The organism is Granulicella sp. dw_53, assembly GCF_018449545.1.
In the GTDB taxonomy this organism is placed as follows: domain Bacteria; phylum Acidobacteriota; class Terriglobia; order Terriglobales; family Acidobacteriaceae; genus Edaphobacter.
In genome coordinates this window covers 1-23,592 of sequence record NZ_JAAVUR010000001.1, presented here as the reverse complement: position 1 = coordinate 23,592, position 23,592 = coordinate 1, and the positions used below count along the sequence as shown (strand labels likewise).

Annotated in this window: 21 protein-coding genes and 2 pseudogenes; 9 read left to right on the top strand and 14 right to left on the bottom strand. The window is 52.8% G+C overall.

What is annotated here, in order from left to right:
- Positions 1-46: 46 nt before the first annotated feature.
- Complete coding sequence (locus HB393_RS00120; RefSeq protein ID WP_213803117.1) at positions 47-799, top strand: DUF2071 domain-containing protein; 753 nt, start codon at positions 47-49, stop codon at positions 797-799.
- Between the two features lie 92 nt (positions 800-891).
- Here the strand turns inward: HB393_RS00120 and HB393_RS00115 are convergent, their stop codons facing one another.
- The 6 genes from HB393_RS00115 to HB393_RS00090 form a co-directional block, all read right to left on the bottom strand.
- Positions 892-1,080 (bottom strand): hypothetical protein, encoded by a 189-nt coding sequence (locus HB393_RS00115; RefSeq protein WP_213803116.1) that lies wholly within the window; start codon positions 1,078-1,080, stop codon positions 892-894.
- A 194-nt stretch (positions 1,081-1,274) separates the two neighbouring features.
- Positions 1,275-1,832, bottom strand: coding sequence for a M15 family metallopeptidase (locus tag HB393_RS00110; RefSeq protein WP_213803115.1), 558 nt, complete (start codon positions 1,830-1,832; stop codon positions 1,275-1,277).
- Positions 1,833-1,973: 141 nt separating this feature from the next.
- Complete coding sequence (locus tag HB393_RS00105) at positions 1,974-2,126, bottom strand: hypothetical protein (RefSeq protein ID WP_213803674.1); 153 nt, start codon at positions 2,124-2,126, stop codon at positions 1,974-1,976.
- Between the two features lie 239 nt (positions 2,127-2,365).
- Positions 2,366-2,824, bottom strand: coding sequence for an alpha/beta hydrolase-fold protein (locus HB393_RS24985; RefSeq protein WP_345944948.1), 459 nt, complete (start codon positions 2,822-2,824; stop codon positions 2,366-2,368).
- A 212-nt stretch (positions 2,825-3,036) separates the two neighbouring features.
- Entirely contained in the window at positions 3,037-4,725 is a 1,689-nt protein-coding gene (locus tag HB393_RS00095) for a carboxylesterase family protein (protein ID WP_345944947.1), read from the bottom strand.
- Between the two features lie 682 nt (positions 4,726-5,407).
- Positions 5,408-5,842 carry a hypothetical protein gene (locus HB393_RS00090; protein WP_213803114.1) on the bottom strand — a complete coding sequence of 145 codons (435 nt, stop codon included), beginning with the start codon at positions 5,840-5,842 and terminating at the stop codon, positions 5,408-5,410.
- Between the two features lie 611 nt (positions 5,843-6,453).
- Between HB393_RS00090 and HB393_RS00075 the strand changes: the two genes are divergently transcribed.
- Positions 6,454-6,912, top strand: a complete 459-nt coding sequence (locus HB393_RS00075; RefSeq protein WP_213803633.1) for a response regulator — start codon at positions 6,454-6,456, stop codon at positions 6,910-6,912.
- On the opposite strand, the gene HB393_RS25580 is transcribed toward HB393_RS00075, so the two are convergent.
- The 4 genes from HB393_RS25580 to HB393_RS25575 form a co-directional block, all read right to left on the bottom strand.
- Positions 6,855-7,007, bottom strand: a complete 153-nt coding sequence (locus tag HB393_RS25580; RefSeq protein ID WP_345944946.1) for a permease prefix domain 1-containing protein — start codon at positions 7,005-7,007, stop codon at positions 6,855-6,857. The genes HB393_RS00075 and HB393_RS25580 overlap by 58 nt on opposite strands.
- Positions 7,008-7,667: 660 nt before the next feature.
- Positions 7,668-8,312 (bottom strand): hypothetical protein, encoded by a 645-nt coding sequence (locus tag HB393_RS00065; RefSeq protein WP_255550687.1) that lies wholly within the window; start codon positions 8,310-8,312, stop codon positions 7,668-7,670.
- Entirely contained in the window at positions 8,309-8,596 is a 288-nt protein-coding gene (locus tag HB393_RS24970; RefSeq protein WP_255550686.1) for a hypothetical protein, read from the bottom strand. Before HB393_RS24970 ends, HB393_RS00065 begins: the two co-directional genes overlap by 4 nt.
- A 119-nt stretch (positions 8,597-8,715) precedes the next feature.
- Entirely contained in the window at positions 8,716-8,892 is a 177-nt protein-coding gene (locus tag HB393_RS25575; protein ID WP_213803111.1) for a hypothetical protein, read from the bottom strand.
- A gap of 35 nt (positions 8,893-8,927) precedes the next feature.
- Between HB393_RS25575 and HB393_RS00055 the strand changes: the two are divergent.
- Positions 8,928-9,317, top strand: a pseudogene (locus tag HB393_RS00055) (IS66 family transposase); the annotation flags it as partial.
- A gap of 71 nt (positions 9,318-9,388) precedes the next feature.
- Here the strand turns inward: HB393_RS00055 and ltrA are convergent.
- Complete coding sequence (gene ltrA, locus HB393_RS00050) at positions 9,389-10,651, bottom strand: group II intron reverse transcriptase/maturase (RefSeq protein WP_213803109.1); 1,263 nt, start codon at positions 10,649-10,651, stop codon at positions 9,389-9,391.
- A 693-nt stretch (positions 10,652-11,344) separates the two neighbouring features.
- Between ltrA and HB393_RS00045 the strand changes: the two are divergent.
- From HB393_RS00045 to HB393_RS00020, 6 genes and pseudogenes are all read left to right on the top strand, one after another.
- A pseudogene (locus HB393_RS00045) lies at positions 11,345-11,902 on the top strand (transposase); the annotation flags it as partial.
- Between the two features lie 841 nt (positions 11,903-12,743).
- Entirely contained in the window at positions 12,744-13,745 is a 1,002-nt protein-coding gene (locus HB393_RS00040; RefSeq protein WP_213803108.1) for a phytanoyl-CoA dioxygenase family protein, read from the top strand.
- Positions 13,746-13,768: 23 nt separating this feature from the next.
- A complete protein-coding gene (locus HB393_RS00035; protein ID WP_213803107.1) occupies positions 13,769-15,715 on the top strand; it encodes an ABC transporter ATP-binding protein in 1,947 nt (648 codons plus the stop codon).
- Entirely contained in the window at positions 15,715-16,938 is a 1,224-nt protein-coding gene (locus HB393_RS25570; protein WP_213803106.1) for a putative sugar O-methyltransferase, read from the top strand. Before HB393_RS00035 ends, HB393_RS25570 begins: the two co-directional genes overlap by 1 nt.
- Before the next feature lie 81 nt (positions 16,939-17,019).
- On the top strand, positions 17,020-17,685 hold the full coding sequence (locus tag HB393_RS00025) for a DUF2306 domain-containing protein (RefSeq protein WP_213803105.1): 666 nt from the start codon (positions 17,020-17,022) through the stop codon (positions 17,683-17,685).
- Positions 17,686-17,880: 195 nt separating this feature from the next.
- Positions 17,881-18,912: a hypothetical protein gene (locus HB393_RS00020; protein ID WP_213803104.1), complete on the top strand. Its 1,032-nt coding sequence runs from the start codon at positions 17,881-17,883 to the stop codon at positions 18,910-18,912.
- 433 nt (positions 18,913-19,345) lie between these two features.
- Here the strand turns inward: HB393_RS00020 and HB393_RS00015 are convergent, their stop codons facing one another.
- The 3 genes from HB393_RS00015 to HB393_RS00005 form a co-directional block, all read right to left on the bottom strand.
- Positions 19,346-20,116 (bottom strand): hypothetical protein, encoded by a 771-nt coding sequence (locus tag HB393_RS00015; RefSeq protein WP_255550685.1) that lies wholly within the window; start codon positions 20,114-20,116, stop codon positions 19,346-19,348.
- 413 nt (positions 20,117-20,529) lie between these two features.
- Positions 20,530-21,546, bottom strand: a complete 1,017-nt coding sequence (locus HB393_RS00010; protein WP_213803103.1) for a flavin reductase — start codon at positions 21,544-21,546, stop codon at positions 20,530-20,532.
- Between the two features lie 20 nt (positions 21,547-21,566).
- Complete coding sequence (locus HB393_RS00005; protein WP_213803102.1) at positions 21,567-22,751, bottom strand: putative sugar O-methyltransferase; 1,185 nt, start codon at positions 22,749-22,751, stop codon at positions 21,567-21,569.
- Positions 22,752-23,592 lie beyond the last annotated feature (841 nt).

Genomic DNA, 23,592 nt, shown 5'->3' with positions numbered 1-23,592 from the left:
AGTTTGAGGGAGTCTCCAAGGCATCTAATTCCGGAGTGGATTTAATATGAGCAGCACCTTTCTCACAGCCGAGTGGCGTCGCTTGATCATGGCGAACTATGTTATCGCGCCAGAACTGCTAATGGACTACCTTCCCGCTGGAACGGAGCTTGATCTTTACTATGGACACTGTTTTGTCAGCTTGATTGGCTTTTACTTCCACAACGTGCGGCTGAATGGTTTTCGGATTCCCTTTCATCAAAACTTCGAGGAAGTGAACCTGCGATTCTATGTACGCCGACTTCTTCCGACTGGCGAAGCGCGGCGGGGCGTGGTCTTTGTCCGTGAGATTGTTCCGCTCCGGGCCATCAGCTTCGTGGCCAATACTCTCTATGGGGAGCGTTACGTGGTGGCGTCTATGAAACATGTGTGGAGCGAGACTAATGAAGGAATGCAGACCGCGTATCGCTGGAAGAGCCACGGGCACTGGTGCGGAATGGAATCGACGGCACAGAAGGAACTCGTCCCAATTGAGCCTGGCACCGTAGAGGAGTTCATCACCGAGCACTACTGGGGCTACGCGAAAAAGCGCAGCGGACACACTGTGGAATATGCCGTGCGGCATCCGCGGTGGCAGCAGTATTCTGTGCGTTCTTTCTCCACCGATGCGGACTTTGGTATGCTGTACGGCGAGCGTTTCGCTGCGTTGACAGGCCGTGCGCCTGACAACGTTCTTCTGGCCGAAGGCTCCGAGATCGCAGTTCTTAACGGCCAGACACTATCTCGACCAGGATTGCCGCGCAACGATCATACATTTTAGGCTGATACGTTGAGACAGGTCGCTGACCTCATCTCACAACGATGCCCGTGATGACCACTGCGGATGATTGCTTCAAGAACCATGTGAGCACCTTATGGCTGGCCTCCACCTCCGCCCGCACCATAGATATTGCCCGTCGTGTAGCTGGCGTCGTTCGCCGCGAGTTGCACATCAATGCTTGCGAGCTCGGCTGGCTGTCCTGCGCGGCGCATGGGATAGGTTTCGCCGAAGTGAATCAAGTGGTCCTGAGTAGCTCCGCCTGAGACCTGAAGTGGTGTCATACCCGTCACCTAAGGTTTGAAGCCAATCTTTGTCCAGCCCAAGAATAAGCACAAAGCGATCGACCGGTCTAAACATCCTGCCCAAAAGCTCCGGGTCCGTCGTTCCGCCCTGAAGAGGAAGCCGTTCACGAGAACGGTTTTCCCGCCTCGAAAATCGTGCGAACCTGGTCAGCGGATTTTCCGGTGGCAAGTTGTTAGTGTGGCAAATCAACAAAGGTGCGCCAGTCGCCGTCCCACTCGATATTTCCGATATGCTGCTTGATTAACGACGCGAATTCTTTGTACGTGTCTTCATCACCCTTATTTTTCCCGTCGAGGTAGCGGCCGCTGCTGTCAAACAGACCAACGTCCCAAGCTATCCCGAAATTATGGTTGCTTCGGCCACTCTTGGCTTTCGTAACGGGCTTACAGCTGAGCTGAACGGTCCGGCCAATGGCGTAGAGCGCGTCCTGCTCAGCATAGGTCCGGGTTCCAGACAGAATACTAACGCGCATGTTGAAGCTGGATGCGGCCTTCATAAACTGTCGCGCGATCTGCTGCGCCGGGGTTATGAGGGAGGCAATGTTCTTTTCCGTCCGGGCATCGAAGGTGCCCAGGGCGTCTCGTATTTCGGCAGCCTGTGCGGCCAGTTTGTCTTCGGCCGTTTGTACGTCGAGGGACCATGTGCCGTCGAGTGGACCTGCATAGCACCCGCAAACGGCACACGTCCGTTGCAGATAAAGAATGTCGGCTGGTAGAAGAGACATGCTCATGGGGCGTCCTGTCGCGCGTGTGGGGCGCGATGATTTTGTGTGAACAAGAGTTGGCCCGAATTTTAGCGCAGCCCAAACGACACGGCCAGCAAATCTTTTGGCTCAGCTATCCGCAACGACAATTGAAATTTGGTCCCTGAGTCATCCTAAGAATCGGATCATGACCAGTTCCCAAAGCAAAAGCGCTCTCTGAATCTCGGCTTCCGGCGGATCAGCGAGGGCACCAGGAACACCCACTTCGGCTTGCTTCAACACCCCAACTATCTGCTCCACAGAAAAACGCTTCTTCTTCATCCAAAGCCTCCACCCTCTCAGGTCAGGTTTTGGTCGAAGACTAACATCTAGATTGGTTCAAAAACACCAAGGCCGATCACGTAAAGCCATTCAACGATTTAAACCCATGACAACTCCAGTTGTCATGGGTAGCTGCCGGATCTACTGCGCCTTAACGCTCAAATGTGCGTGATATTGAGTGGGTTTTCCGTTTTGGGAGTAGACCCCAAACCGGCAGCTTTGGAACGCCCGGAACAGGCTTAACACAGAAATCTTGCGATCTGAACTGCCAACTGTCCCCATATATCCATCCTGACTGACTGTGAAGATGATCTCCAGGGCCTATTTTCCGCGCCGACAGACAACACGGACTCATAATGTATAGGCTGCCAAAGCCCAACAAGCCCACGGCTGGCTCGATTCGGAATCGTTCTGTAATGTGCATCGACGTAGGCGACTACATCTTTCGCGATGAACTGCTCGAAATCACCGGAGGTAACCGAACTCGAATACATCGAACCGTTGTGAACCGTCTTTGAGTCTGGCAGCACGACAATCATCTCTTGTGAGCCCTGGGCAAACGCGCCTTCGATGGTCTGCGGGACGTGAATCTCCTTACTCCACTGTTCGGCTCCGATGGAATAACCGTGCAGGGCATACACCACGAGATAGTGGCGCTTCTTATCAGTCGCATAGCTCCGAGGCAGGTAAACAATCACCAGCCGATCGACAACATCGCCCTCTAAATTGCTTCAAGCGAGGTGCCGTGGACAGTTATCTACTCTACTTTTGCAGGCTTTGCTCCCGGAACTACAGCCGGTACCAGAGTTTGAACCTGAGCTGGCAGGCAAGTTGCGTATACAAGGCCAAGTTGCATCAATAAAGTCAGCGCGAATCGTTCTTTCCACATTGGTTTCTCCAATTACGTTCGTTAGCTCAGCAGTATCTTGCGGACGCTTCCGTCCGGATCGTCCACCATTCGGCATGTCTTATCGAAGACCATAGTCTGGCACCTCGCGGGATCACTTGGTGCCCATGAAAGTCCGGCTTGGCTCGGATCTCCGCTGCGAGCAAAGTTGGCCCATGCCGTGCTCATTTTCTTCGCAAGCTCCTGGGCTTCAGGTGTATTCCCAGTTCCCTGCTCGCAGCGCTTCGTGTTGTCGAAGCAGAACGCGAGTTCAGCCGTATGCCACGCGCCACATTCGCCGTCGAGCATAGGCGACTGCCACGTAAACCAGTATTGATATGCTGGCGCTCCCCCCTGCCCATGCTTTAGCTTCACCATGCGCTGTACATTGTTGCGCGTATTCAAACCCTGAACACCATACGACAGAGTGCGGATGCTCTTTTCAGGATGCGCCTTCTTCATCGCGGCAATGAGTGCAACCGCCTTCTCGTTGCCATAAGCTTTAGTCAGCGTCTCCTGCCACTCAGCTTCTGTTGGATTCAACTTGTACTGCATGCCCTCTTCACTCACAGAGCCGACAAGCATCGGGACATTCTTCGAAACCTCCGGAACCGTGTCATAGAACGATCGAACCGTTACGGCGCGACCATCCACCGTCGGCGACCAACCGACCCTGGGGGTCGCCGATGGTGCCGAGCCCGGCCCGCTCAGGCCTCTGATCGCGGGATTGATCTTTGCAATAGCAGCATTGCCGGCCGCGAAGAGACGTGACCACTCCATCTTCTTCAACGACTCGATATCGTTCGGCACAAGCTCAAGCTCTTTCATCACCTGACGTGCTAGTTCCTTCGACTGCTCCGCGCTCGGGATATTTCCGCCTCCGCCCGACTGCACTCCAGCCCGTTGAATGAGCCCCGCAGCCGAAGGCATCCCCATAAGGCATGTCACCTTGGAGCCGCCGCCGGACTGGCCATAGATCATGACCTTGTCGGGATCGCCGCCGAAATTCGCAATGTTCTCTTGTATCCAGCGAAGCGAGGCTACGAGGTCCATCATACCGACGTTTACTGAATCTTCGTAAGAGGAACCGCCGATCTCGGAGAGATCGAAAAAGCCCAGGATGTTGAGCCTGTGGTTCACAGACACCTGCACGACATCATGATTGCGGGCCATCTGGGCGCCCTCATGCGAGGGCAATTCGTATGCGGAGCCGAAGCTGAATCCGCCCCCGTGAAAGTACACCATCACAGGGCGCTTCCCGGAAAGACTGGGCGTCCAGATATTCAGCTTGAGCATGTCCTCGCTCATGTAGCCGTCATCCCAATCGTAGAGAAATGACATCTCGATCGATTTGTAATTGTGCAGCGTCTGAGGACAGTTTGCTCCATACACCAGGGCCGGATACTCGTCCGTCCAGGGAGTTGGCCTCTTGGCCGGCAGCCAGCGATTTTCTCCAGCTGTGTCCTGGCCGTAGGGAACACCCTTGAAGGTATAAACGCCACCGCTGACATAGCCGCGAACTTTACCGTACTCTGTCTTCGCGACGGCGCTCTGTGGAGTGGCGCAACTCCCCGTCTGCTGAGGTACGGCCGTTTTGGTGCTATCCAGAGCATGCAGTTGCTCAGCGAACGTTATGCCTACGCCCGCTGAGGCGGATAACATCAGCGCCTCACGACGAGTCATACGAATCCCATTCAGCAAGTTCTTCTTCACTTTGCCTCCGTTTCAAGCAAACGTTATCCTGCGTAACCCTTGAAGTCCAGAACACGATGTGGCTTCGCACGCTGCTGAAATGACAGCCAACATACTACCTGAATACACAGTGTTAATTCGCGACCGAAAATAATGCGGCAAGTAAAACGTTGGACAAATCGCTCTAATTTTTCGCTCAACGACTTAGGGTTATGCTTGCTTTCGCATTATTTTCGTACTCTTACAGAGTCTGGAAACTCACAATATCTAAATTACGTTCGATTACGGTCACCCACGGTCGATTGCACCATACTTCTGCGTGTGCCGAAACCAACTAAAGGAGAAGAGGACAAAACTAGTGCTTGTCAGCCTGCGACGCTCTCTGTTGGGCTGGCGGACATCCTTCCTCGCTTATAAACGTAAAAAGAGGACCGGATCTGTAGGTTTCGCCTTGCATGCGCCGGCCAGAACAGCAAGCTCAAACCCGATCCTGAAACGCCGCGGACCACGCGCGATCTCCATCAACTGTTCGGTGTCACTTCGGTTGGCAGTTCAGGGCGGCGCAGAGGCTGCTCCCGGTGCCGACCTGCATCGTATCCACGAGCGTCCTGCGGAATTGATCGAGTCGAGCCTTCGCCTCGTCGGCCACAGATGCAGCGGCAGCAGCAACAGTGCCTCCAAAGCACTTGACGCAAGCCACGGTCTACACGGTGCGAGACGCCTGTTTGCGTTGAGGCCGTGAGCTACTCCGTGGACCGTCGATGCCTTTGAGAATGAGATCGATTCCAGAGATAAAATCCATCCGGTCGTCGTGGTCCCGTATCTGTCCGGCTACGCTGCGAGCAAACGGGTACTCCTTCGGATCGAGTTGCGCCAGGCGGTCGATACTACCTCCAGAAAGTCTGGTTCGATCGAGCCCTTGCTTCCGAGCGAGCTGACCGTTGGCCGCGTTTTGACTGCTAACGCCAAGGATGTAAGCCATCAGCGCGCCGACCGCCGCCCACTGTTGGTCGTCCGGCACGCCAAGCGCGCGAATCTGCCGGCCGATGCGTTCGAGAATGCGCACGATGGGCGACAGCCCCTGGGTGCTTGTGAGCGCCGAACTCCGCGACTGTTTTTCCAGCCGTACTCGCGCCATCGGCAAGCCAGATAACACATTCCGTCGATCAGGTAGCGGGAGTCTGAGCGCTGCAGCACCTGTTGACCGCGAGGTATCGATCAGAAAGCTTAAACGGCGGCAAGGATCTCCATCTCGGAGATTGTGGTCCACGGGTTTGCCCCCGACAGTTCCCTTCTGTTCTTTCCGCTGATGATGACTGCGCCCCAGCCTCCCGCTCCTGGGTTCCCGATCGCCGATCCATCTGTGTAGATATGAACATGCTTCACCATCCTCTCTGGGGAGCAATCGGCTTAGGCCGCCTGCATGGGGATCACCTCGCCAAAGGGGCTCGCCGGCATCCGGTAGAGGCCCACAGGACGGGATAAGGAGGAGCGGTCTCAGGTAACGAGCCGTTAAGATCTGCGAGAAACACCAGCGTTTGGGGGTGAATGCCATGCTCCTCGAACCATTCAAAGCAAGGACCAAACTCCATACCACCAGGCAAACCGCCAGATGTCATCGAAGACCAGGTGACCTACCCCTATCGTTATCAGCCTGCTGGCTGCCCCGCATGTCAAAGCCGTCCGCGCGCAGACTATGCCTGGCGATTCCTACGCGTATGTCGTTTTTGAAGACGGTACGGACCTCTACTGGGCACGCTCGCGTGTCATCGAATACCTGCAAGATCAGCAGACGATGAACCCACGATCATCAGAGCACTGCGAGCCAGCTTTATTGCGAACGGTTATGACGTTCGGACGGCTAACGACGATCTTTCCGGACTGAATTTACAGGAGGATTGGGGGCGGGACCTCATTGTCACCGATCTTGCGATGCCGGATATGGATGGCATCGAACTATGTAAACGGGTAAGGACCGTCTCCGTTCTTCCAATAATCTTGTTGTCGATGCGCGAGGATGTGGAATCCAAGATCCGTGCTCTCGATGCTGGCGCCGACGACTATGTTACCAAGCCTTTCAGCATCGAGGAACTCCTTGCTCGGGTTCGCACTGCCCTGCGCAGATTAGAGTCAATACGTACTCTTGCTTCTCAGCCACAGCACTCGCTCTTCGTTAAGATCCGATTCCCAAACCGGATCTCCGCGTAGCGACGCGCCTCAGCCAGTGACATACCCGTGGCGACGCCATCCTCAATCCGCGTCTCGATATGCGACCGTAATTCGGCGTCGATCTCACTCGCCACCTTTAATCACGAAAAAAAAGTTCCCTAGCCGGCGCATCATAGAGGGGGAAAGCTCCTCTTACGCGTATTGCAGGATCGTGCGAACGCCCTTGACTAAGTGCTCGAAGCTCTTATGCGCTTCACGCAACTATGCCGTACCCGCCGAAGTGAGCGTGTAATACTTAGCCTTCTGGTTCGTTGCCGTCAGCCCCCACTCCGAACCAATCCAGCCATTCTGCTCCATCCGGTACAGCGAACATCTTCCACCCTAAGCAACTACTCCGAAGCCCTCTGGATATGCACCACAATCCCATAGCCGTGCAGCGCGCCCATCTGAGAAAGCGTATTCAACACCAGCAGATCCAAGGTTCTTGCAGATTGTTCTTCGCCATTCCAAACATCTCCAGCCGGCACCTAGACAACTTAGTCTTAGCAGTAAGCCTCCCACTAGACACCAAGAGCTGTCTATACCAGCGAATTCACGCAGGCCCACGCTCGCAAGTTTCCTACCACTCAACCCTCGCGTACGGGCAAGAGCAGAGCAAAAGAACAAACCTTATCCTTTTAGGACACTTGCGGTGTCCCTAACAACATGAATAAGCAAGTTAAAGGCATGGCATACCGATAAAATAAAAAGTAGGTGGCCACAACGAACGTCGCAGTTGCCGCGTTTTTGATAGGCTAGCGATGGATGGGTGGGCGGCCGGTGAGGACGTGGATGCGTTGGTGGGTGATGTTGATGCGGCAGGCGAGGACGCCACCGCAGGTGCGTTCGCGGACATCCAGCCAGGAGACCTGCGAGGGGCTCAGCATCCAGGCGGTGGCGTTGGTCACATGGTGTACCTGGTCGAGGTAGTCGGCAGCGGTGACGTCGAGGTCGGCGGCTTCGGCGTTGAGTTGCTCGCAGACACCGTCAAGCGGAGCGACGGTGCCATCGGCTGAGACGCAAAAGTCTTCGTCGTGCTCGAGGAGGATCTTCTTATTGTTGCCGGTGATGAAGTAGCGGGTGACGACCGGTCCTACGTGGGCACTGGTCGACCACTGAATGAAGTCGTCGACGAAGGCCGGGGGGAATTGGCTGAGGCCAAGGGCGTCTTCCTTGATTTGCTTCGAGAAGAGATTGAGGGCCGGGGTTGGTTCGCCGTTGGTGGGAACGAAGTAGAAGCCGCCGAGACCGATGCCGGTCTGGAGATCGATCCAGAGAAAGCCGCGGCCCTGGAGATAAGGTCCCTGCTGTCCGGCGACGAGAAGGTAGCGGTTGTCGCGTAGCTCGACCGGGATGCGAGAGCCGTCGAAGGCCATCGAGAGGGCATCGGGGAGGCTCATGTCGCGACCGTAGTGGAAGATGCAGCCGGTACAAAGAGCTTCATCAGCTTCTTGAACTGCTTGTCCCGGAGGAGATCTTTCGCGGGGGCTCCGACAAACTGTTGCAGGTAGGCGAGATCGGCAGGTGCCAGAGGTGCTTGGAAGAGGCCGGGATCGTAGTTCGAGCCGGGTGGCGGAGGCGGTTCTGCTGACTGAGTGTCGGGGGTGATTGGTGCTTGCTGGAGGGGAGCTGCTGAGAGGGTTAGGGCAAGGAGCTGGATGGCGAGGACGCGAAGAACGTGCATGATCTCGGGATTTCCCTTGTGGGCTGTGACTTTGCTCCGAATGTAGCGCGAGAGAGCGGAATCTCACGATCAAAATTTAGTTGATAAGATTGGGATTGTGGCTGCGTACGTAAAGCTCCTCATTGAGTAGTTGGAAGCAAGGCCGTTCCGAAGGATTCACTGCGTGCCTCACCGCAATGGGCGGTTTCCATAATTACAGCTTCGGCAACTTCCTCAAAATCGCCCGACAAAAACCAGATGCTCAAAAAGCAGCCGGGTGTTTTGATCCGTAAGCGTACGCCGAGTCCCTCTTGCATGCGGTTCTGATCTCGATTGAGATTGCGTCATGGTGCAGTCGGAGATCTATGCTCGACAGGATGTTGAGATCTCTCGCTCCACCATGGCTGGCTGGGTCGGCGCAGCCAGCGAGTTGCTGAGCCCGCTGCTCGACGCGATCCAGAAGCATGTGCTCGCCGGACCTAAGCTGCATGCCGATGACACGCCACTGCCCGTGCTCTCTCCTGGCAACGGCAAGACCAGGACCGGCCGCCTCTGGACTTATGTCAGAGACGATCGTCCAGCTGGCCTCGAGACACCGCCAGCCGTATGGTTCGCTTATTCGCCCGACCGCAAGGGAGAGCATCCCCGCCGGCACCTCAGCACCTTCCGGGGTGCTCTTCAGGCCGACGCCTATGCGGGCTTTCAGCACCTGTATGGACACGATATCTATGAGGCTGCGTGCCGAGTAGGTGAGGATGTCGCCATCCTCACCCCTCACAGATCCGGACGTGCAGTTTTCCCGCATCCGGTTCCTCACGGAAGAGCTTCGCTCCCAACGACGTAGCGATGGACGATCTTGGCTGAAGGAAGAGGATGCCGCTTCAACAACTCACGCAGACGAGTCCACAGGAAAGAGCCCTGTTGGCCGCGTCTGGAGAGCCACTTCTGCCATATCCTCTCAACCTGGTGCGCGTACCATCGCAGTCGTCGACCATTGCCTGTGATGCCGTAGTAGGCAAAATGGCCTCGCATCACGCGGCTCAGATGGAGATGCTGCTCGACGATTGCCCGATGCAGGTTATGCCTGCACCAGTCGCTCACGGAAGCGAGTGCGCGAGCGAAGCGGCTCTTAGCCGTGCTCTGACGCACCACATCCTTCCCTTGCCTGGACCGCACCCAGACATGGGTGAAGCCAAGGAAGTCGAACGTTGTGCCACTCGTTGCCGCATGGCGCATCCCATTAGGCCGCTTGAAGCGGAAGTCGATGAAGCGTGTCTTCTCGGGATGCAGCGTAAGGCCATACCGAGCAAGACGCTTGCCCAGAACAGCCAAGACTCGCTTGGCGCTGAGGAAGTCCTCGAACGCCATCACAAGATCGTCGGCATACCGGACAAGGGGACATCTCCCCTTGAGCCGTGGCCGCACCTCTGTTTCGAACCATTCATCCAGCACATGGTGCAGATAGATGTTCGAGAGCAGTGGCGAGATCACGCCTCCTTGAGGAGAGCCTTCAGTCGACTGGCGTAACTGTCCTTCTTCCATCACGCCAGCCTTCAACCATTTATCGATCATCCTCCGGATAACACCGTCGGTGACCCGTCTGTCGAGGAACTCCCGCAGTTGCTTATGCGGGATCGAGTCGAAGTACTTGCGTATATCGACATCGAGCACCCAGCGTAAGCCCTGGGTCATGAAGCCCGTGCGCAGTGTCTGAAGTGCTTGATGCGCCGATTTGCCGGGGCGGAAGCCATAGGAGCAAGGATAAAAGTCCTGCTCGTAGATAGCCTCCAACACCATGCTGATCGCCAGTTGCGCCACCTTGTCTTCGAAGGTTGGGATACCGAGCGGCCTTTGCGAGCCGTCCGCTTTGGGTATGTACACCCTGCGTACCGGAGGAGCTTTATAGCTGCCGGAACGGATTCGCCCAAGAAGACTTTGCAGGTTCGCTTCGAGGTTCGATTCGCATTCCGCAGCGACGACTCCGTCGATGCCGGGCGCACCACTCTTGCGGGTCAGCCGATAAGCCTCCCGCATCCATTCCAGGTCGATGACGTGGCTCAAGGAGTACAGCGCCACACCGGGCCTGTTCCTCGCCAGTTCCGCTATCTGCTGCCGTTTCGTGTACAGGTTTGCAGGGTTCAGTGTCCCCTCCCATGTTTCCCGTCAACAGTTCTCTTCTGTGACGTCTCCCTTCTCTCCGCCGGGTCCCTTCGATCAGGTTCCCCGACTTCGTAGATACTACGGAGACGCTACGCCATCCTGCACTGCATACCGGTCGCTTATGGTTTCGCTTCCAGCTCCCGCGCTTCCTCTCTCGATTCGTGTATCGCTTACGCGCTCCTGTCAGACCGGAGGTGGTCTTTTCAGGCCAGGGGCATTTCGATGCCGGCGTCCCCCATTCCGGCTTTTCTCACATGGACAGAACAGGACTTCTCAGGTTCCTTGGCATTCCATCCCGTACCTCTGCCATGCTCCAAGACCCCGGCCGGACCAAGTAGACCTCGCCAGTAGCGGTCTTCTCGATGCTGCCCCCGCACCCAACAAAACGAAGGCTCCAGCAGTGACATGATTTCGTGGCCAAATGCACAGCTTTAGTACCCGCTGTCTACGCTTCACGAACAGAGTTGCCCCTGCCCATGCAAGACTGACTTCCGGCTGGCTGGCTAGCCTCTGCCGGGAGGGAGTCGAACCCTCTGGACTGCGAAGAAAGGTTTCCGTGCTGTCTTACATCGCTTCCCCCTTTCCAAGGCTTACCCTGACGCAAGCTGGGCTCATGCCCGGCGCAAGTTCCACGAGATCCACATCGTCCACGCGTCACCAACCACCACCGAAGCGATGGCCAGGATCGGAGCACTCTATGCGATCGAGGAGGAGATCCGCGGTAAGCCAGCCGATCTCAGGCTGAGTATTCGGCAGGCACGAGCCAGACCCTTGCTTGCCGAACTTCGCCTCTGGATGGAGAAGGCACAGGGCAGACTATCGTCGAAAAGTGAGACCGCAGGCGCGATCCGCTATGCGCTCTCGCGCTGGCATGCCCTCACGCGCTATGCCGATGAGGGTCTGCTCGAGATCGACAACAGTGCAGCCGAACGGGCACTACGCGCGGTCGCGCTTGGCCGGAAAAACTTTCTTTTTGTGGGGTCCGATGGTGGTGGAGAGCGTGCCGCCGCCATGTACTCGCTGCTCGGATCAGCCAGGCTCAACGGCCTCAACCCGGAACTCTATCTCCGCAACGTGCTCGCCAGAATCGCTGACCACCCGATCAGTCGAATCGCGGAGCTATTGCCATGGAACCTGGCAAGCTCTCTTAACCCGCTCTCTTCCTAGGCAGCCTAAGGCACACGCAATAGGTGTCCGCTAAGAAATAAGCGGACACCTGTTGCGTCATTCTCCTCGCGTCAAGAGGGACGCGGCGTACTCTCACTTTGATCCCCCCAACCTGCCCCCAAATCCGCGCCGACCACAAAGTCGTACACGCAGGTGGTTGCGGAACTCGTCGCCACTATCAGGCATGCGCCCGACCCGACTTGATAGACCAGAAAGTCCGATCCAGTCTACGTCGCAAACCGCCGACGCTTACCTTGCGGAGGATTCGGATGCTCTATTCACGGAGCTACAACGGCGGCTGCCCGCGGAATGCGAGGGTCGCTTTTATCAATGGATGAACAAACGCCGCGTTACCCATCTACATCGACCACCGCTTGGACCAGGAGTCTTCGTTCATTCCCGCGAAGCACGAAGGCAATGATCCCGAACAAATTGGAAGCGATCATCAACTCTGATCTTATGCACACGATGGAATGACTGCTTGAATCGAGCGGAACGGTAGCCCCAGTTTGGCCCCCACGGCACGTATCCTAGCCCGCCCTATTTCGCTCTTTGGACTGCCACCACTTTGCGAAATGTCTTTTGGTCACCATAAGTTCTAAACTCATAAATCAAAAGTGGCACTGAGGGCCGAAGAAAAGCTTCAGATGTGTTCTCTGCGCGAGTGGCTCAAATAACTATCCTCTTTAGATCTAAAAACAATCAAGTGACAAACTTGTGACAACAAACGTAATTTTGACAAGTAATCTTGGGGCACTAGTAGCGATAGTTTCGCTCTAGGGGTGTTTATTGACTTCAAGCTTTCCTGTTGCAGGAGTGGTTAAAGTCTGCTGGTGACCTAATGAAATCGTTTCGTTCTATTTTGGCAAAAGATGTAACGTCGCTTTATCTTCAGGAGGAGATGGACTCTCGGGGCTATGTCCTTATCAGAGAGCTGTTGCCTGTTAGTCATATTAAGCCGTTATTACTGCAAATCTTGGAGATAGTCCAAGAAGCGGGCTGGTTACTTCCAGATTCTAGTCCTCTGGAACGGCTGGCAGACTTGAGCGAAGCCTGCGGTGATTCTGATCCAGAGTTCAAGACTGTCTATGAGCGAATATTTCAACTTGAATTATTCCATGCATTTCCACACCATCCTGCGTTGCAGCGGATAATGAGTTTACTTGTCGGCCCTCGCCTTCTGGTTCATCCTAAACCCATCGGCCGTCTGATCTTTCCAAAGTGCGAACGCTTTGTCATTCAGGCACATCAAGATCATCAGTCAATTGCGGGAGACGCAGGTAGCTTCACCATCTGGATGCCTCTGCACGACTGTCCAATAGAAGTGGGACCTTTACAGGTCCTGGAAAATTCTCATCGTTTTGGCCTTCAAAGTAACAATCCAGCCACAGGGATTATTGCGAAGGAAACCGCGCAAGGAGACGATTGGGTAAGCGGACAAATCAACGCGGGAGATGTGCTTATCTTTCACGACTTGACAGTTCACGCGGCAACGCCTAACACGTCCGATCAAATTAGAATTTCAATGGACTGTCGGTTTCAGGACTACACACGAGCACTTAATCCCGCAAATCTGGTATTTCCAGGATCGACAGGGAGGTCATGGGAGGCTATCTATAGCCATTGGCATTCGGACGATCTCAAATATTTCTGGCAGAAATTGCCTCTGACACTAAAACCATCTTTAGGCGAACTGAATGTGCTTGCCGAAACCGCAGAAGCTTCGAGGATGCGTCCCCGATATGCCAAAATTCTGAGCCAACTTCAGTCCCAAATTTCACTCGTCAAAATCTCACATGAAAATTCAGAGGTTACAGTGGGTGGCCCCACACAGACTGACTGAACTAAGAAAAATGGGGTCTGATCATGAAGTTTTCTTTTGGTTTTAGCAGGCTGGGCCGAGCCCTGAATTTCCTTGACCGCCCCTTGCGTGACCGTGGCCAGGGCAAGGCGAGGGGGTCTGGCGCATCGTGGTCGAGCCCAAAACTTGCAAGCGTGATGCCGGAAGTATGGCATCTCGTTGGACCTCTACGTTGGTCTCTCGTCGGCAGCTTCTTATTGATGATCGTAAATCGTTTCTGTAGCTTCGCCGTCCCCATCTCTTCCCGTTACCTGATCAACAACGTGATGTACCAGCGTCACTTCGATAAACTTCCTCTAATCGTATGTTCAGTCGCAGGTGCGACCTGCATCCAAGGCATCACGACCTACGTACTGTCACAGCGGCTATCGATCACAGGCCAACGTCTAATCGCGAAGCTACGCATGCAAGTCCAGCAGCATGTCGGTGGACTTCCTGTATCTTTCTACGACAGCAATCGCACTGGCACGCTCGCAACTAGGATCATGACCGATGTGGAAGGGGTGCGCAACCTAGTCGGTGCCGGTTTCCTCGACCTGGCCGGGGGTGTTCTTACAGCGCTCATCGCGCTTATCATCCTTGTTCGGATTAGCGCACTCATGACGATTTTAACCTTCTGTATCCTGATTGCCTTTGGTTGGTTCTTAAAAAGGGCGTTTGGGGTCACGCGGCCAATGTTTCGCGAGCGTTCGCGTATAAACGCAGAGGTTACTGGACGTCTTACCGAATCGCTAGGCGCTGTACGTGTCGTCAAGGGCTACCACGCTGAAGATACCGAAGCGCAAGTCTTTGCGATCGGCGTAGGTCGCCTATTAGAGAATATGATCGGATCCATAAGTGCACAATCTTCCATGTCGCTCTGTTCTACGGTGGTGATTGGCGTGGTTGGCGGTCTTGTTATGTACGTTGGCGCGCGAGAGGTCATGGTTCATCGCTTAGACGTCGGGGGATATGTAGAGTTCACCATGCTATTGGCTTTTATGGCTGCGCCTGTTGCACTGTTAGTCAGCATTGGAACGCAACTTACAGAGGCATTGGCTGGGTTAGATCGTACCTCCGAAATATTGAAACATAGTAGAGAAGACAGTGAACCGGGGCGTCGCCAAGTCCTTAATCCAATTCAAGGAGCCGTGGCGTTCGAGAATGTGGCCTTCGCTTATATGACTGACAAACCAGTCCTACACGACATTAGCTTTACATCCAAGCCTGGCACCATTACCGCCTTGGTCGGCTCGTCAGGCTCCGGCAAGTCAACGATCATCTCTCTTATTTGTGGGTTTCATAATGCTGTCGGCGGGAAGGTTTTGATCGATGGTATTGACCTCACTACAGTTAAACTGAGTAACTATCGTCAACAACTGGGAATTGTCTTGCAAGACACGTTTCTCTTCGACGGAAGTATTCGCGAGAACGTTCTCTTCAGTCGGCCTCAAGCGACTAAGGAACAATTATTAGTTGCTTGCCGAATCGCCCGTGTTGATGAGTTTGCTGAACGTTTGCCGCAACAGTATGAAACTATCGTCGGCGAACGTGGGGTAAAACTCTCCGGCGGGCAGCGTCAGCGTCTTTCTATTGCCCGTGCCGTTTTGGCCGATCCACGCATCCTCATTCTTGATGAAGCCACCAGTTCACTGGACTCCGAGACGGAAGCTCTCATCCAAGACGGCCTCAACTTCCTGATGGAGGGTCGAACTACATTCGTCATTGCCCACCGGCTTTCCACCATCCGACGTGCCGACCAGATCTTAGTGATTGAAAACGGAAGAATTGTCGAAAGGGGGACACATCACTCACTCTACATGCGTCAGGGTCGCTATTACGATCTCTACACTCGTCAGCATGGGCTCGAGACTAATCTCTTCCTGGCACCCGGAGAGGGAGATCATCTCACCGACTCTGAATCCCTAAGCCATGCTTATAGTGACAACATATTTAGCCAGGGGATCAAATAGTGAAACCGCGGATCCTGCATCGATGTTTTCAAGCAGCAACCGTCGCCCGAGCGTCGCTTGCTAAGCGCCTTAGAATGTGGGAATTTGCAAATCATGGTCGGCGCCATTTTCGCGGCGACAAACGCTACGATTTGCAGAATGTCACGGCCGGATTCAAATCTGTAATGGATAGTTCGATAGACGATTCGAAACTGCTCGATAGGATATGTGCGGCTTATATCCAAACACGCGAACAAGAACATTTTGCGTCAGATGCATACAAGGTGCCAGAAGTGTGGGAGCGAGTACGAGAACGAAGTTTAGGCCCAGTCATTCGAGCACTTCTCAACAGAGATACAGAGACCTTGGGGAACATGTATCGGAACCTTTTTCGCGATACATGTTCGTCGGGATTATTGGCGCCGCCAAATGGAATGTCTAAAGCTTATTTTGGCGGAGAAATAAAGGACATGTACCGCCATTTCTATTTGAGTCATGTTTTGTATCGGCTTGACTATTGGAAGACTGTAACCGAGGGTCGCTTTGCGTTGAGCCATCTGAAGGGACCGGGAGTTGGAAACCCCTTTGGAGTGGTTATAGACGGAACACCTATTAGTGTGGGCTCGGAATATGCACATTATTGTGCTCAGAGAGTAGGTAGCCTATTCCGATCTGACCGTACTACCGTCGCCGAGATTAGGGGCGGGTTTGGAGGCATCGCATACTATTTGCTCCGCGACCATCCTGCTATTACTTATCTAAATTTTGATGTTCCGGAGAGTATTGCTCTGAGTTCGTATTACCTTATGAAATCTTTTCCCCGGCTCGACTTTCTCCTTTACGGTGAGGATGAGGTGACCCAAGAAACAATCGACAGGGCAAACGTGGTGCTCATGCCACTCTTTGAGATTCAGACGATGCCAGCGGAAATCGTCGATCTCACTTTCAGTTCCTACGGACTGTCGACTATGTCTTCAGAGAGGTTAGGAAGTTATTTGGAGAGAGCTTCCACAATGACGCGGGATTGCCTTCTGTATATGAATAATGAAAGAACTAGCGAGGTCACTAAGAACGTCCTTTGTACAGAACCTAGCAATTTTAAATTAACCGATACGCGGTTCTCAGAATGGCACAGCCATAAGATCTCCGGTGCTGGCGTCGGCGGCGCTGCAGCTCTGGCCACTTCGACAACGTTTGAGCAGTGCTTTGTACGAAGTGCTGCTGACGAAATTCTCAATAGCTAGATTGCCGCAGTAACAAGCACGAACTTACAACCATCGCACCGGAGCGATGAAATCCGAAGCTTGTACTTCCAAGGAGTCGTTATGATCGATGGCGCCCTGACTTCAGAAAAGGCGGTTTCTTCGCTCTCCATTTCCACTTCGCGCCGAAAAAAACTGAAAATGGCAGTTTGGATCGCCATTGGGGCCATGACGCTCTCGGTAATTTTTTACAGTGAAGTACCACTCCTCAACCAAGCGAAGGAGCGCGCTTATCTACGCACAATTTTGTTGTTGATTATTCCGCACGTCACGGCAGGAATCCTCGCGTTACTGAGCGGACCGCTTCAGTTTTCCAGGCGTCTTCGCCGCCGCAGCCCTAGGTTTCATCGTGTGCTTGGCCGAGTTTATGTATTTTCTGTTTTCGTCTCTGCTCCACTCGGTATCGTGATGTCAAATCACCGTCATGACCCAAGGGCCATTCACTTTGTTGCGGCCACTGCCGTGCAAAGCGGCACATGGATGATTACCACAGCAGCTGCCTTTCTGACAGCACGTAACGGATACTTCCGACAACATCGGGAGTGGATGATACGTTCGTATGCTGTAACCCTCACTTTCGTTGCCACCCGTGTATTGCAGCCAATTCCAGCTTGGAACCGTCATAGTGAAGCAGGATTTGCGATGGAGATTATCGTTATTACTTTTATGGCCGTACTGCTTCCCGACATCGCCCTCCACTGGCACGAGCTTACAAGCTCTCGATCGTAAAAGAACTCGCCGCAATTGCTTCTGTTGTCGAAGATGCATTCGAGAACATGAATTTGCTTTCTATTTCTATAGAGACGGAGGCCCTAAATATGACAAAAGCAAACTGCATTGCGGCTTTAACTTAGGCGCGACAGTTCGGCTGACTTGTCAAACATATTGTGCCGTTGTCTAAGGGTTGCGAGGCAGATCAAATCTATGGCATTTAATTTATACGTTCGGAAAGCGATCAAACAATTCGTCTTTGGAGGAGACATTCTTCCAACTCGATTTTTTATCAAACAGTCTAATCCCCAGACCGAAATCACAGTTTGGCTGCACGGTTTTGGGCCGCCGCGCGATGTTACACGTTGTCATGCTCCCGCTTCAAGCGTCCCCTGTACATTCTGGATTGCCTTTGAATCGAGCCCAGGTCCCAACCAGAACGAACGCACCCGTCTATTACTTCGGTTCTGCGAGAACAGTGGGAAGAAAAAAATGTTGGGAGAGATTGGTCTCAAATGGATAAAAACCATCGAAGTGGGCAAAGGGGAGATTCAGATCTTTGAACCCAACAGCGCCGCCAATTATTGCTACCCCAAATTTCAGATCTGGACGCGAAGCCTGCTCCATACCTGGAGACAGCAACACAGCAAAGCATCCATCAAGCCTTCTGACTTAGAACTACGTGCCATGAGCGTCTTGTTCATTTGTCCGCGGCCCATTTCGCTTGTCAGCGTTCAAGACGACGAACGAGCCAACATCTTCCCTTTGAATATTATGAGCGATCTCCACGACGGTTATTTTGCCTTTGCGCTCACTGCGTGGAAGATACCTGCGATGTTTCTGGAACATGTCCGCTTCTTCGCTCTGAGCGATACCCCCATAGAGCGTGGATCTACGGCGTTTAATCTGGCGATCAATCACAACAATTTTTCCATCAAATGGGAGGAGCTCCCCTTTGAAACTAAACCTTCCAACACTCTCGGAACTCCCGTTCCTGTCTTCTCTCCACGGATTCGCGAGATGGAGATCGAATCCGTTTACAGGGTTGGAAGCCATTCGATATTCATCGCCCGAACCATCTCTGACGAGCGTCTTGCCGAAGGCCCGGAACTATCTGTCGTCCATGGCTTTTACCAGGCTTGGCGAATCCGGCACGGACTCGACAACATATCTTCTATTGTTGAGGATGCTAACATCCGTTCCGGCCTATCTTCCAATTTATCCGCTTTCCATAGACATCTCTAGACTACGACAACGGACTTGCAGAAAGAATGGGTCATCAGGAACCGACGAGAAAATGCAGTTTCGCTCAGTCGTATCGGTCGACACACAGTACATCATGGACAACCCGTCCGCTCGCGATTTCCGTGTGGTTAGGGATTGAAAAAACGAAGTAATTCTTGTTCATCATGTTGACTGAGGGAGGCACGGACACGCATGTGGCGAACTACGGTGCCCGCAATCCGAGGGGAAAAACCCTGCGGGGTGTTGTGGCAGCGAGAGCAATTCTGCTGAAAGATGCGTTCACCTTCATCTCCGTGCGATTGTCCCGCTGGCGCACTCGCGGCTTTTTGTTTAGCCGGCTGCGTAGCGGGTGGCGCAGTCTGAGTATGACCCTCTGGTGCAGATATTGCAGCCAGGACGAAAAAACCAAAGAGCAAATGCATTGTGTTCATGGTTATTTACCTTTCCAGGCTGGAAATAGAAAACGATAGACGATTCCCGTCTCCCAGACGTTTTGGTTGCCGTTGGGGGAGAACTGTCGCGCGTAGCTAGTAAGGATTCTAGTGTTGTGAGGTAAGTTGTAATCCAGCCCAAAGTCGGCACGTTGTGTGTTAACGAGCGGAACGCCATCACTGATGGTGCTCTTGTCGGACCGGAAGGTCTGCTGCATTCGAAAAACAGGTTCCAAGCGGCCTATGAGGCTATCTGGACCGCCAAAGGTCTGGAGTCGGTAGGCGGTCTCAACCCAATAGCCCTTTGCGTGTTCGCCGCGGCTTACCTCCGAGCGTATACGCAAGCCGGTATCCTTGGGTTCCCACCAAACATGTGTCGCAATGAAATTTTCGTTCACGCCTTGGAGGAGGCGACTATAAGAAAAGCCAATCTCCAGACGCTGATCGGGTAGATAGAGGCTGGCGCGCCCTCCGGCAGATCGCCGCGCAGGAAACTCTGAATTGTTACTACGTGCGGAGAAGTAAGCAGCATAGTCGATGGAGTACTTTCTACGCGAAATTGCGGAACCGCGCAGCATACCTCCGAGACCTATACCGGTTGATTGAATGCCGATAGTGGAGCTAATCGGAGCATCTTGGAAGTTGCTGATCCAGATAGGAGAGAGACGCTCGTTGTAGGTGGCGAAGGGCAGTAAAAAGCTGCCACCTACAATCGTAAGGTGCTGCGATGCGATATAGTCTCCCTGCAAGTAGGTAAGATCAACAAAGTGCATGTGGTCGTAACCCGGAGTACCTTGACCTTTCGGAGTCCAAGTCTCGAGGAGAGAGGCGCGAGATTCTATAAGAAAGTGTCGCCCGACAGGTGCAGCTAGGAGAGGCTGCATGATCGGCGTGTAAGTTGTATTGCCCGCATTGGTATTTGAGAAAAAACCAACTCCGCCAGAGAGGAGCGGCGTGTTTTGTGCAGTCCCATAACTCGCCGTGCAAAGCATGGACAAGGCAAAGATAGCGGGTAGTGATAACCTTGCCATTTTGAAGAGGTTGAAGTATTGAGTCGGAGGCGGCATGTCAGCTAAACTAACAACTATAGCTCGTCGAAATGTCAAAGAATCGTCTGGCCTTTGTAACTTAATTGTCAGTCGAATGAATAGGTTGTAGGAGTTGATTAAGATAGGCGATTTCGCTTCTATACCGATCGAGATCCCGATTTGTTCAAGGAATCCATAGCAAGCGACGCCTTCAGTGTTGCGCCAGATTCTTTTAGGCGCCTTGCTTGGTAAAACCCGTGGACAACATGTAGCTCCTCCCCCACTGAAAATGTTTGATTACTAACAACTCGTGCGACAAAAAGTGTATGACTACCGATTTTATGTATAAGCTCAACTTTCATCTCGCGGACACGTAAAGCGAAATCCGGCACTGGGATATCAAAAATGCGGGATCTCATCGTCGCAAACGGTAGCTGGTCCCACTCTATAGATTCTTTGAAGTGATTAGCTGCAAGCTGAAACGCTGTCTTCCCTTCATGGAAGGGCACACTACTCAAGGCGATGCGACCGGTTCGCTCTACAAGATGTGCAGGCTTTCTTGTGCTCTTCAATGCGAAAGCAAAATAATTGTTCCCGAGATCGCCCATCAAATTCATGATAAAAATATTTCCTCCAACCTCGTCGTTGACACTCACGATTGAAGTAGGATGAGGTCGAATAAACGACACCATCGCCGCTCGTCTCTCAACAAATGACATCTTCATTCCGGACGTGTTGACTTGGTGCTTCGTAGTGTACGCCTGAAGCAAGTAATGGGAACCTAAACGGATTCTCGAAAGGCAGTAGTTCGCCGAGCTTCGAGCTTCAAAAAAAAATAGCGTCAAGTCAGATAGTGACACTCTGTTGGTTAATCTGAGGCCAATCTCGCCTAGCACTTGGCCATGTCCATCGCTTTCGCAAAATTTCAAAGAAAGTCGCTCTAGGTTCTGCTTATCGGGTGCTTGTATAGTGTCGAAAGCAATGCAAATGATGAACGGAGCTGAACATACTGTCGATTGGCAATAGGTGACGTCGCGGGGTACACCTAGACCGTGCAACCATACCGTTATCTCCTTTTGGGGTGCAATCAACGGAACCGTGAACTCTTGAGGGAGCAATGTATCGCCGAAAATGACCTTCTTAAGGAGATTATGGATCTTGTTGGCGCTCGGCATTCTGTCCCCCTTGGATCTTCTCAGCCATTCGATTGATTAGTAATTCGATATAAACGTTCGACCTCTTGGGAATGAGAAATCCTATGACGGTTCCATTCGGATGCACGCACTTCCGCAAGTTCCAGCGGGGCATTTGGAGGGATCTTTAAGTCGAGCGGCGATTCACCATGATGGTCATCACCAATATCAAGAAAATAGTTACGCCCCATATGAGTTATATGAGTGAGATATTCCACGACCGCTCTACTAGATAAGTTGGACATTGCATGAGAACTGAAGATTATATCAACGCTTCGTGGAGGCATTTTCGTTAGCTCAAAGACCGGCATCAAAACGACATCGGCTTGAGCGATAGTTTCAGCAGTGAGTTCTTTTTCTCCGAAAAGCAAAAATTGAAGTTGCGGAAATGCCTTTATGAGGTAGTAGGACATCAATGCAATGCTCTCTGGCACATCAAAACTTAGATAGGTCGTTTGCGGATGGTCTCTAAGGAGGTAATAGGCCATTCCGCCAAAGCCGCCGCCGATCTCTGCAACTGTAGAGGCCCCGGAACTTAGTAAGTTTCCTAACCTGAATGCACAGTAATGCTGATATTCAGCACCGATCCTTATCAGCGTGTTGTCAACCATCAAGCCAAATGGATTGCCAATCTCGGGGCCCGCGAGATCACTTAAAGAAAAGTGATCCTCAGTCTGGACTTGCCAGAGATCAAGACGATATAAAGTGTCGGCGAGGTAAAAGCGGCGATGAACATCTCTAATCTTTGGGCTGAAGTATTGGTTCAACGCACATTGTGGCGCGATCAAACCGGCGGAACAAGGATCTCGATAAAAATTGCGATACATTCGATATAAAGCATCGACGTCGAATGCTGACAGGGCCAGCCTGACAGGCTCCAGACTCCCATATCTCTGTTGCTCCCACCATTCTGTCGCTCTGTATGTCTCCGAGACAAATGATTCCTGTTCTACCGCCTTGGCGTACGCGTCGCAAATCCTATTTAGCAATACTGTATCGTTATCCGCCGGCTCAACGCGATCGGCAAATCCCGCAGTCACGTTCTCAGGAACGTATCGTGCATCATCAGAAAAGTAACGTTTCCCCTGGTTAGCAAATTTCTTCTCTTCAAAGTGATGTCTCAATAAATTGCGAATGGAATTTACCGATCGAAGGGGATGACGCAAATGTTTTGGCTTAATTTTCATCGGCGGAGAGGATTCCAATTTAAATCGGATAACTTACAGCTAAATCCCCTTTCAGCTTACGATCGATTCGCGAGTGAATTGTTTGCGGATCATCTTAAAAATGTCACTAAATTGTCTCGGAATCGTATGCTCATCACATCCGCCCATATGTTGCATGATCACTTAACAAGCAACAGAGCATACAAATCCATTTTGGTAAACCCAAACCTAGTGGCATTTATAAAAACTTTCCAATCGGTGCCGTCGAGTGTGAGGAGAAGTGGGAACCCTACTTTGCTCTCCACTTCTCCATACCTGCCTTGCTCTTGTGTTGCCATGTCTCCGCGGTGTGCGATCAACAAACGAGCGAAGAGTTTCGTCGGATGGTGTTGTAGTGCCTCAGCATTCGACCAGCACCTGCAGTTCCTTCATCGACTGGAAGATCTCGTCGTTGAGGATCGTCTAACGCCTCTAGCCCAGACAACCCCGATTTGCTCCCCGGACCTATGAATCTGGCCTAAATACCTGACAAGCAAGATGAAGAATATTGAAAAGAATGGGGCGAGCACAAAGCGCCCGCCACGACGTTAATTCCGTCAGAGAGGAATCATGAGGTGTCGGCAATATCTGACACTCAGCATGCCGCGCATGTTTACAAACACTTAGCAATACCCCATGTTCCGTAATCACGCCGATTCTGGACGTGACTGCGTTAAGCAAACAGGCTCACCAGCTCAGCGGTTCAGTAAGAGGCCCGGTTTCGTCGTTGTGTCATTCATAATATTCACCAGTGAACGGGTCGCTTGCGAGCCGCATCCTGCTGCATCTTACTCCTGGAGAATCCTTTGAAATTCGCCTGCTG

What these genes read in the sequence shown, in the direction of transcription:
- HB393_RS00120 (WP_213803117.1), top strand. Translation starts at nt 47, where the DNA reads ATGAGCAGCACCTTTCTCACAGCCGAGTGGCGTCGCTTGATCATGGCG.
- HB393_RS00115 (WP_213803116.1), bottom strand. Translation starts at nt 1,080, where the DNA reads ATGACACCACTTCAGGTCTCAGGCGGAGCTACTCAGGACCACTTGATT.
- HB393_RS00110 (WP_213803115.1), bottom strand. Translation starts at nt 1,832, where the DNA reads ATGAGCATGTCTCTTCTACCAGCCGACATTCTTTATCTGCAACGGACG.
- HB393_RS00105 (WP_213803674.1), bottom strand. Translation starts at nt 2,126, where the DNA reads ATGAAGAAGAAGCGTTTTTCTGTGGAGCAGATAGTTGGGGTGTTGAAG.
- HB393_RS00090 (WP_213803114.1), bottom strand. Translation starts at nt 5,842, where the DNA reads ATGGCGCGAGTACGGCTGGAAAAACAGTCGCGGAGTTCGGCGCTCACA.
- HB393_RS00065 (WP_255550687.1), bottom strand. Translation starts at nt 8,312, where the DNA reads ATGAGCCTCCCCGATGCCCTCTCGATGGCCTTCGACGGCTCTCGCATC.
- HB393_RS24970 (WP_255550686.1), bottom strand. Translation starts at nt 8,596, where the DNA reads ATGCACGTTCTTCGCGTCCTCGCCATCCAGCTCCTTGCCCTAACCCTC.
- HB393_RS25575 (WP_213803111.1), bottom strand. Translation starts at nt 8,892, where the DNA reads ATGCAAGAGGGACTCGGCGTACGCTTACGGATCAAAACACCCGGCTGC.
- HB393_RS00040 (WP_213803108.1), top strand. Translation starts at nt 12,744, where the DNA reads ATGAAATCGTTTCGTTCTATTTTGGCAAAAGATGTAACGTCGCTTTAT.
- HB393_RS00035 (WP_213803107.1), top strand. Translation starts at nt 13,769, where the DNA reads ATGAAGTTTTCTTTTGGTTTTAGCAGGCTGGGCCGAGCCCTGAATTTC.
- HB393_RS00025 (WP_213803105.1), top strand. Translation starts at nt 17,020, where the DNA reads ATGATCGATGGCGCCCTGACTTCAGAAAAGGCGGTTTCTTCGCTCTCC.
- HB393_RS00020 (WP_213803104.1), top strand. Translation starts at nt 17,881, where the DNA reads ATGGCATTTAATTTATACGTTCGGAAAGCGATCAAACAATTCGTCTTT.
- HB393_RS00015 (WP_255550685.1), bottom strand. Translation starts at nt 20,116, where the DNA reads ATGCACTTTGTTGATCTTACCTACTTGCAGGGAGACTATATCGCATCG.
- HB393_RS00010 (WP_213803103.1), bottom strand. Translation starts at nt 21,546, where the DNA reads ATGCCGAGCGCCAACAAGATCCATAATCTCCTTAAGAAGGTCATTTTC.
- HB393_RS00005 (WP_213803102.1), bottom strand. Translation starts at nt 22,751, where the DNA reads ATGAAAATTAAGCCAAAACATTTGCGTCATCCCCTTCGATCGGTAAAT.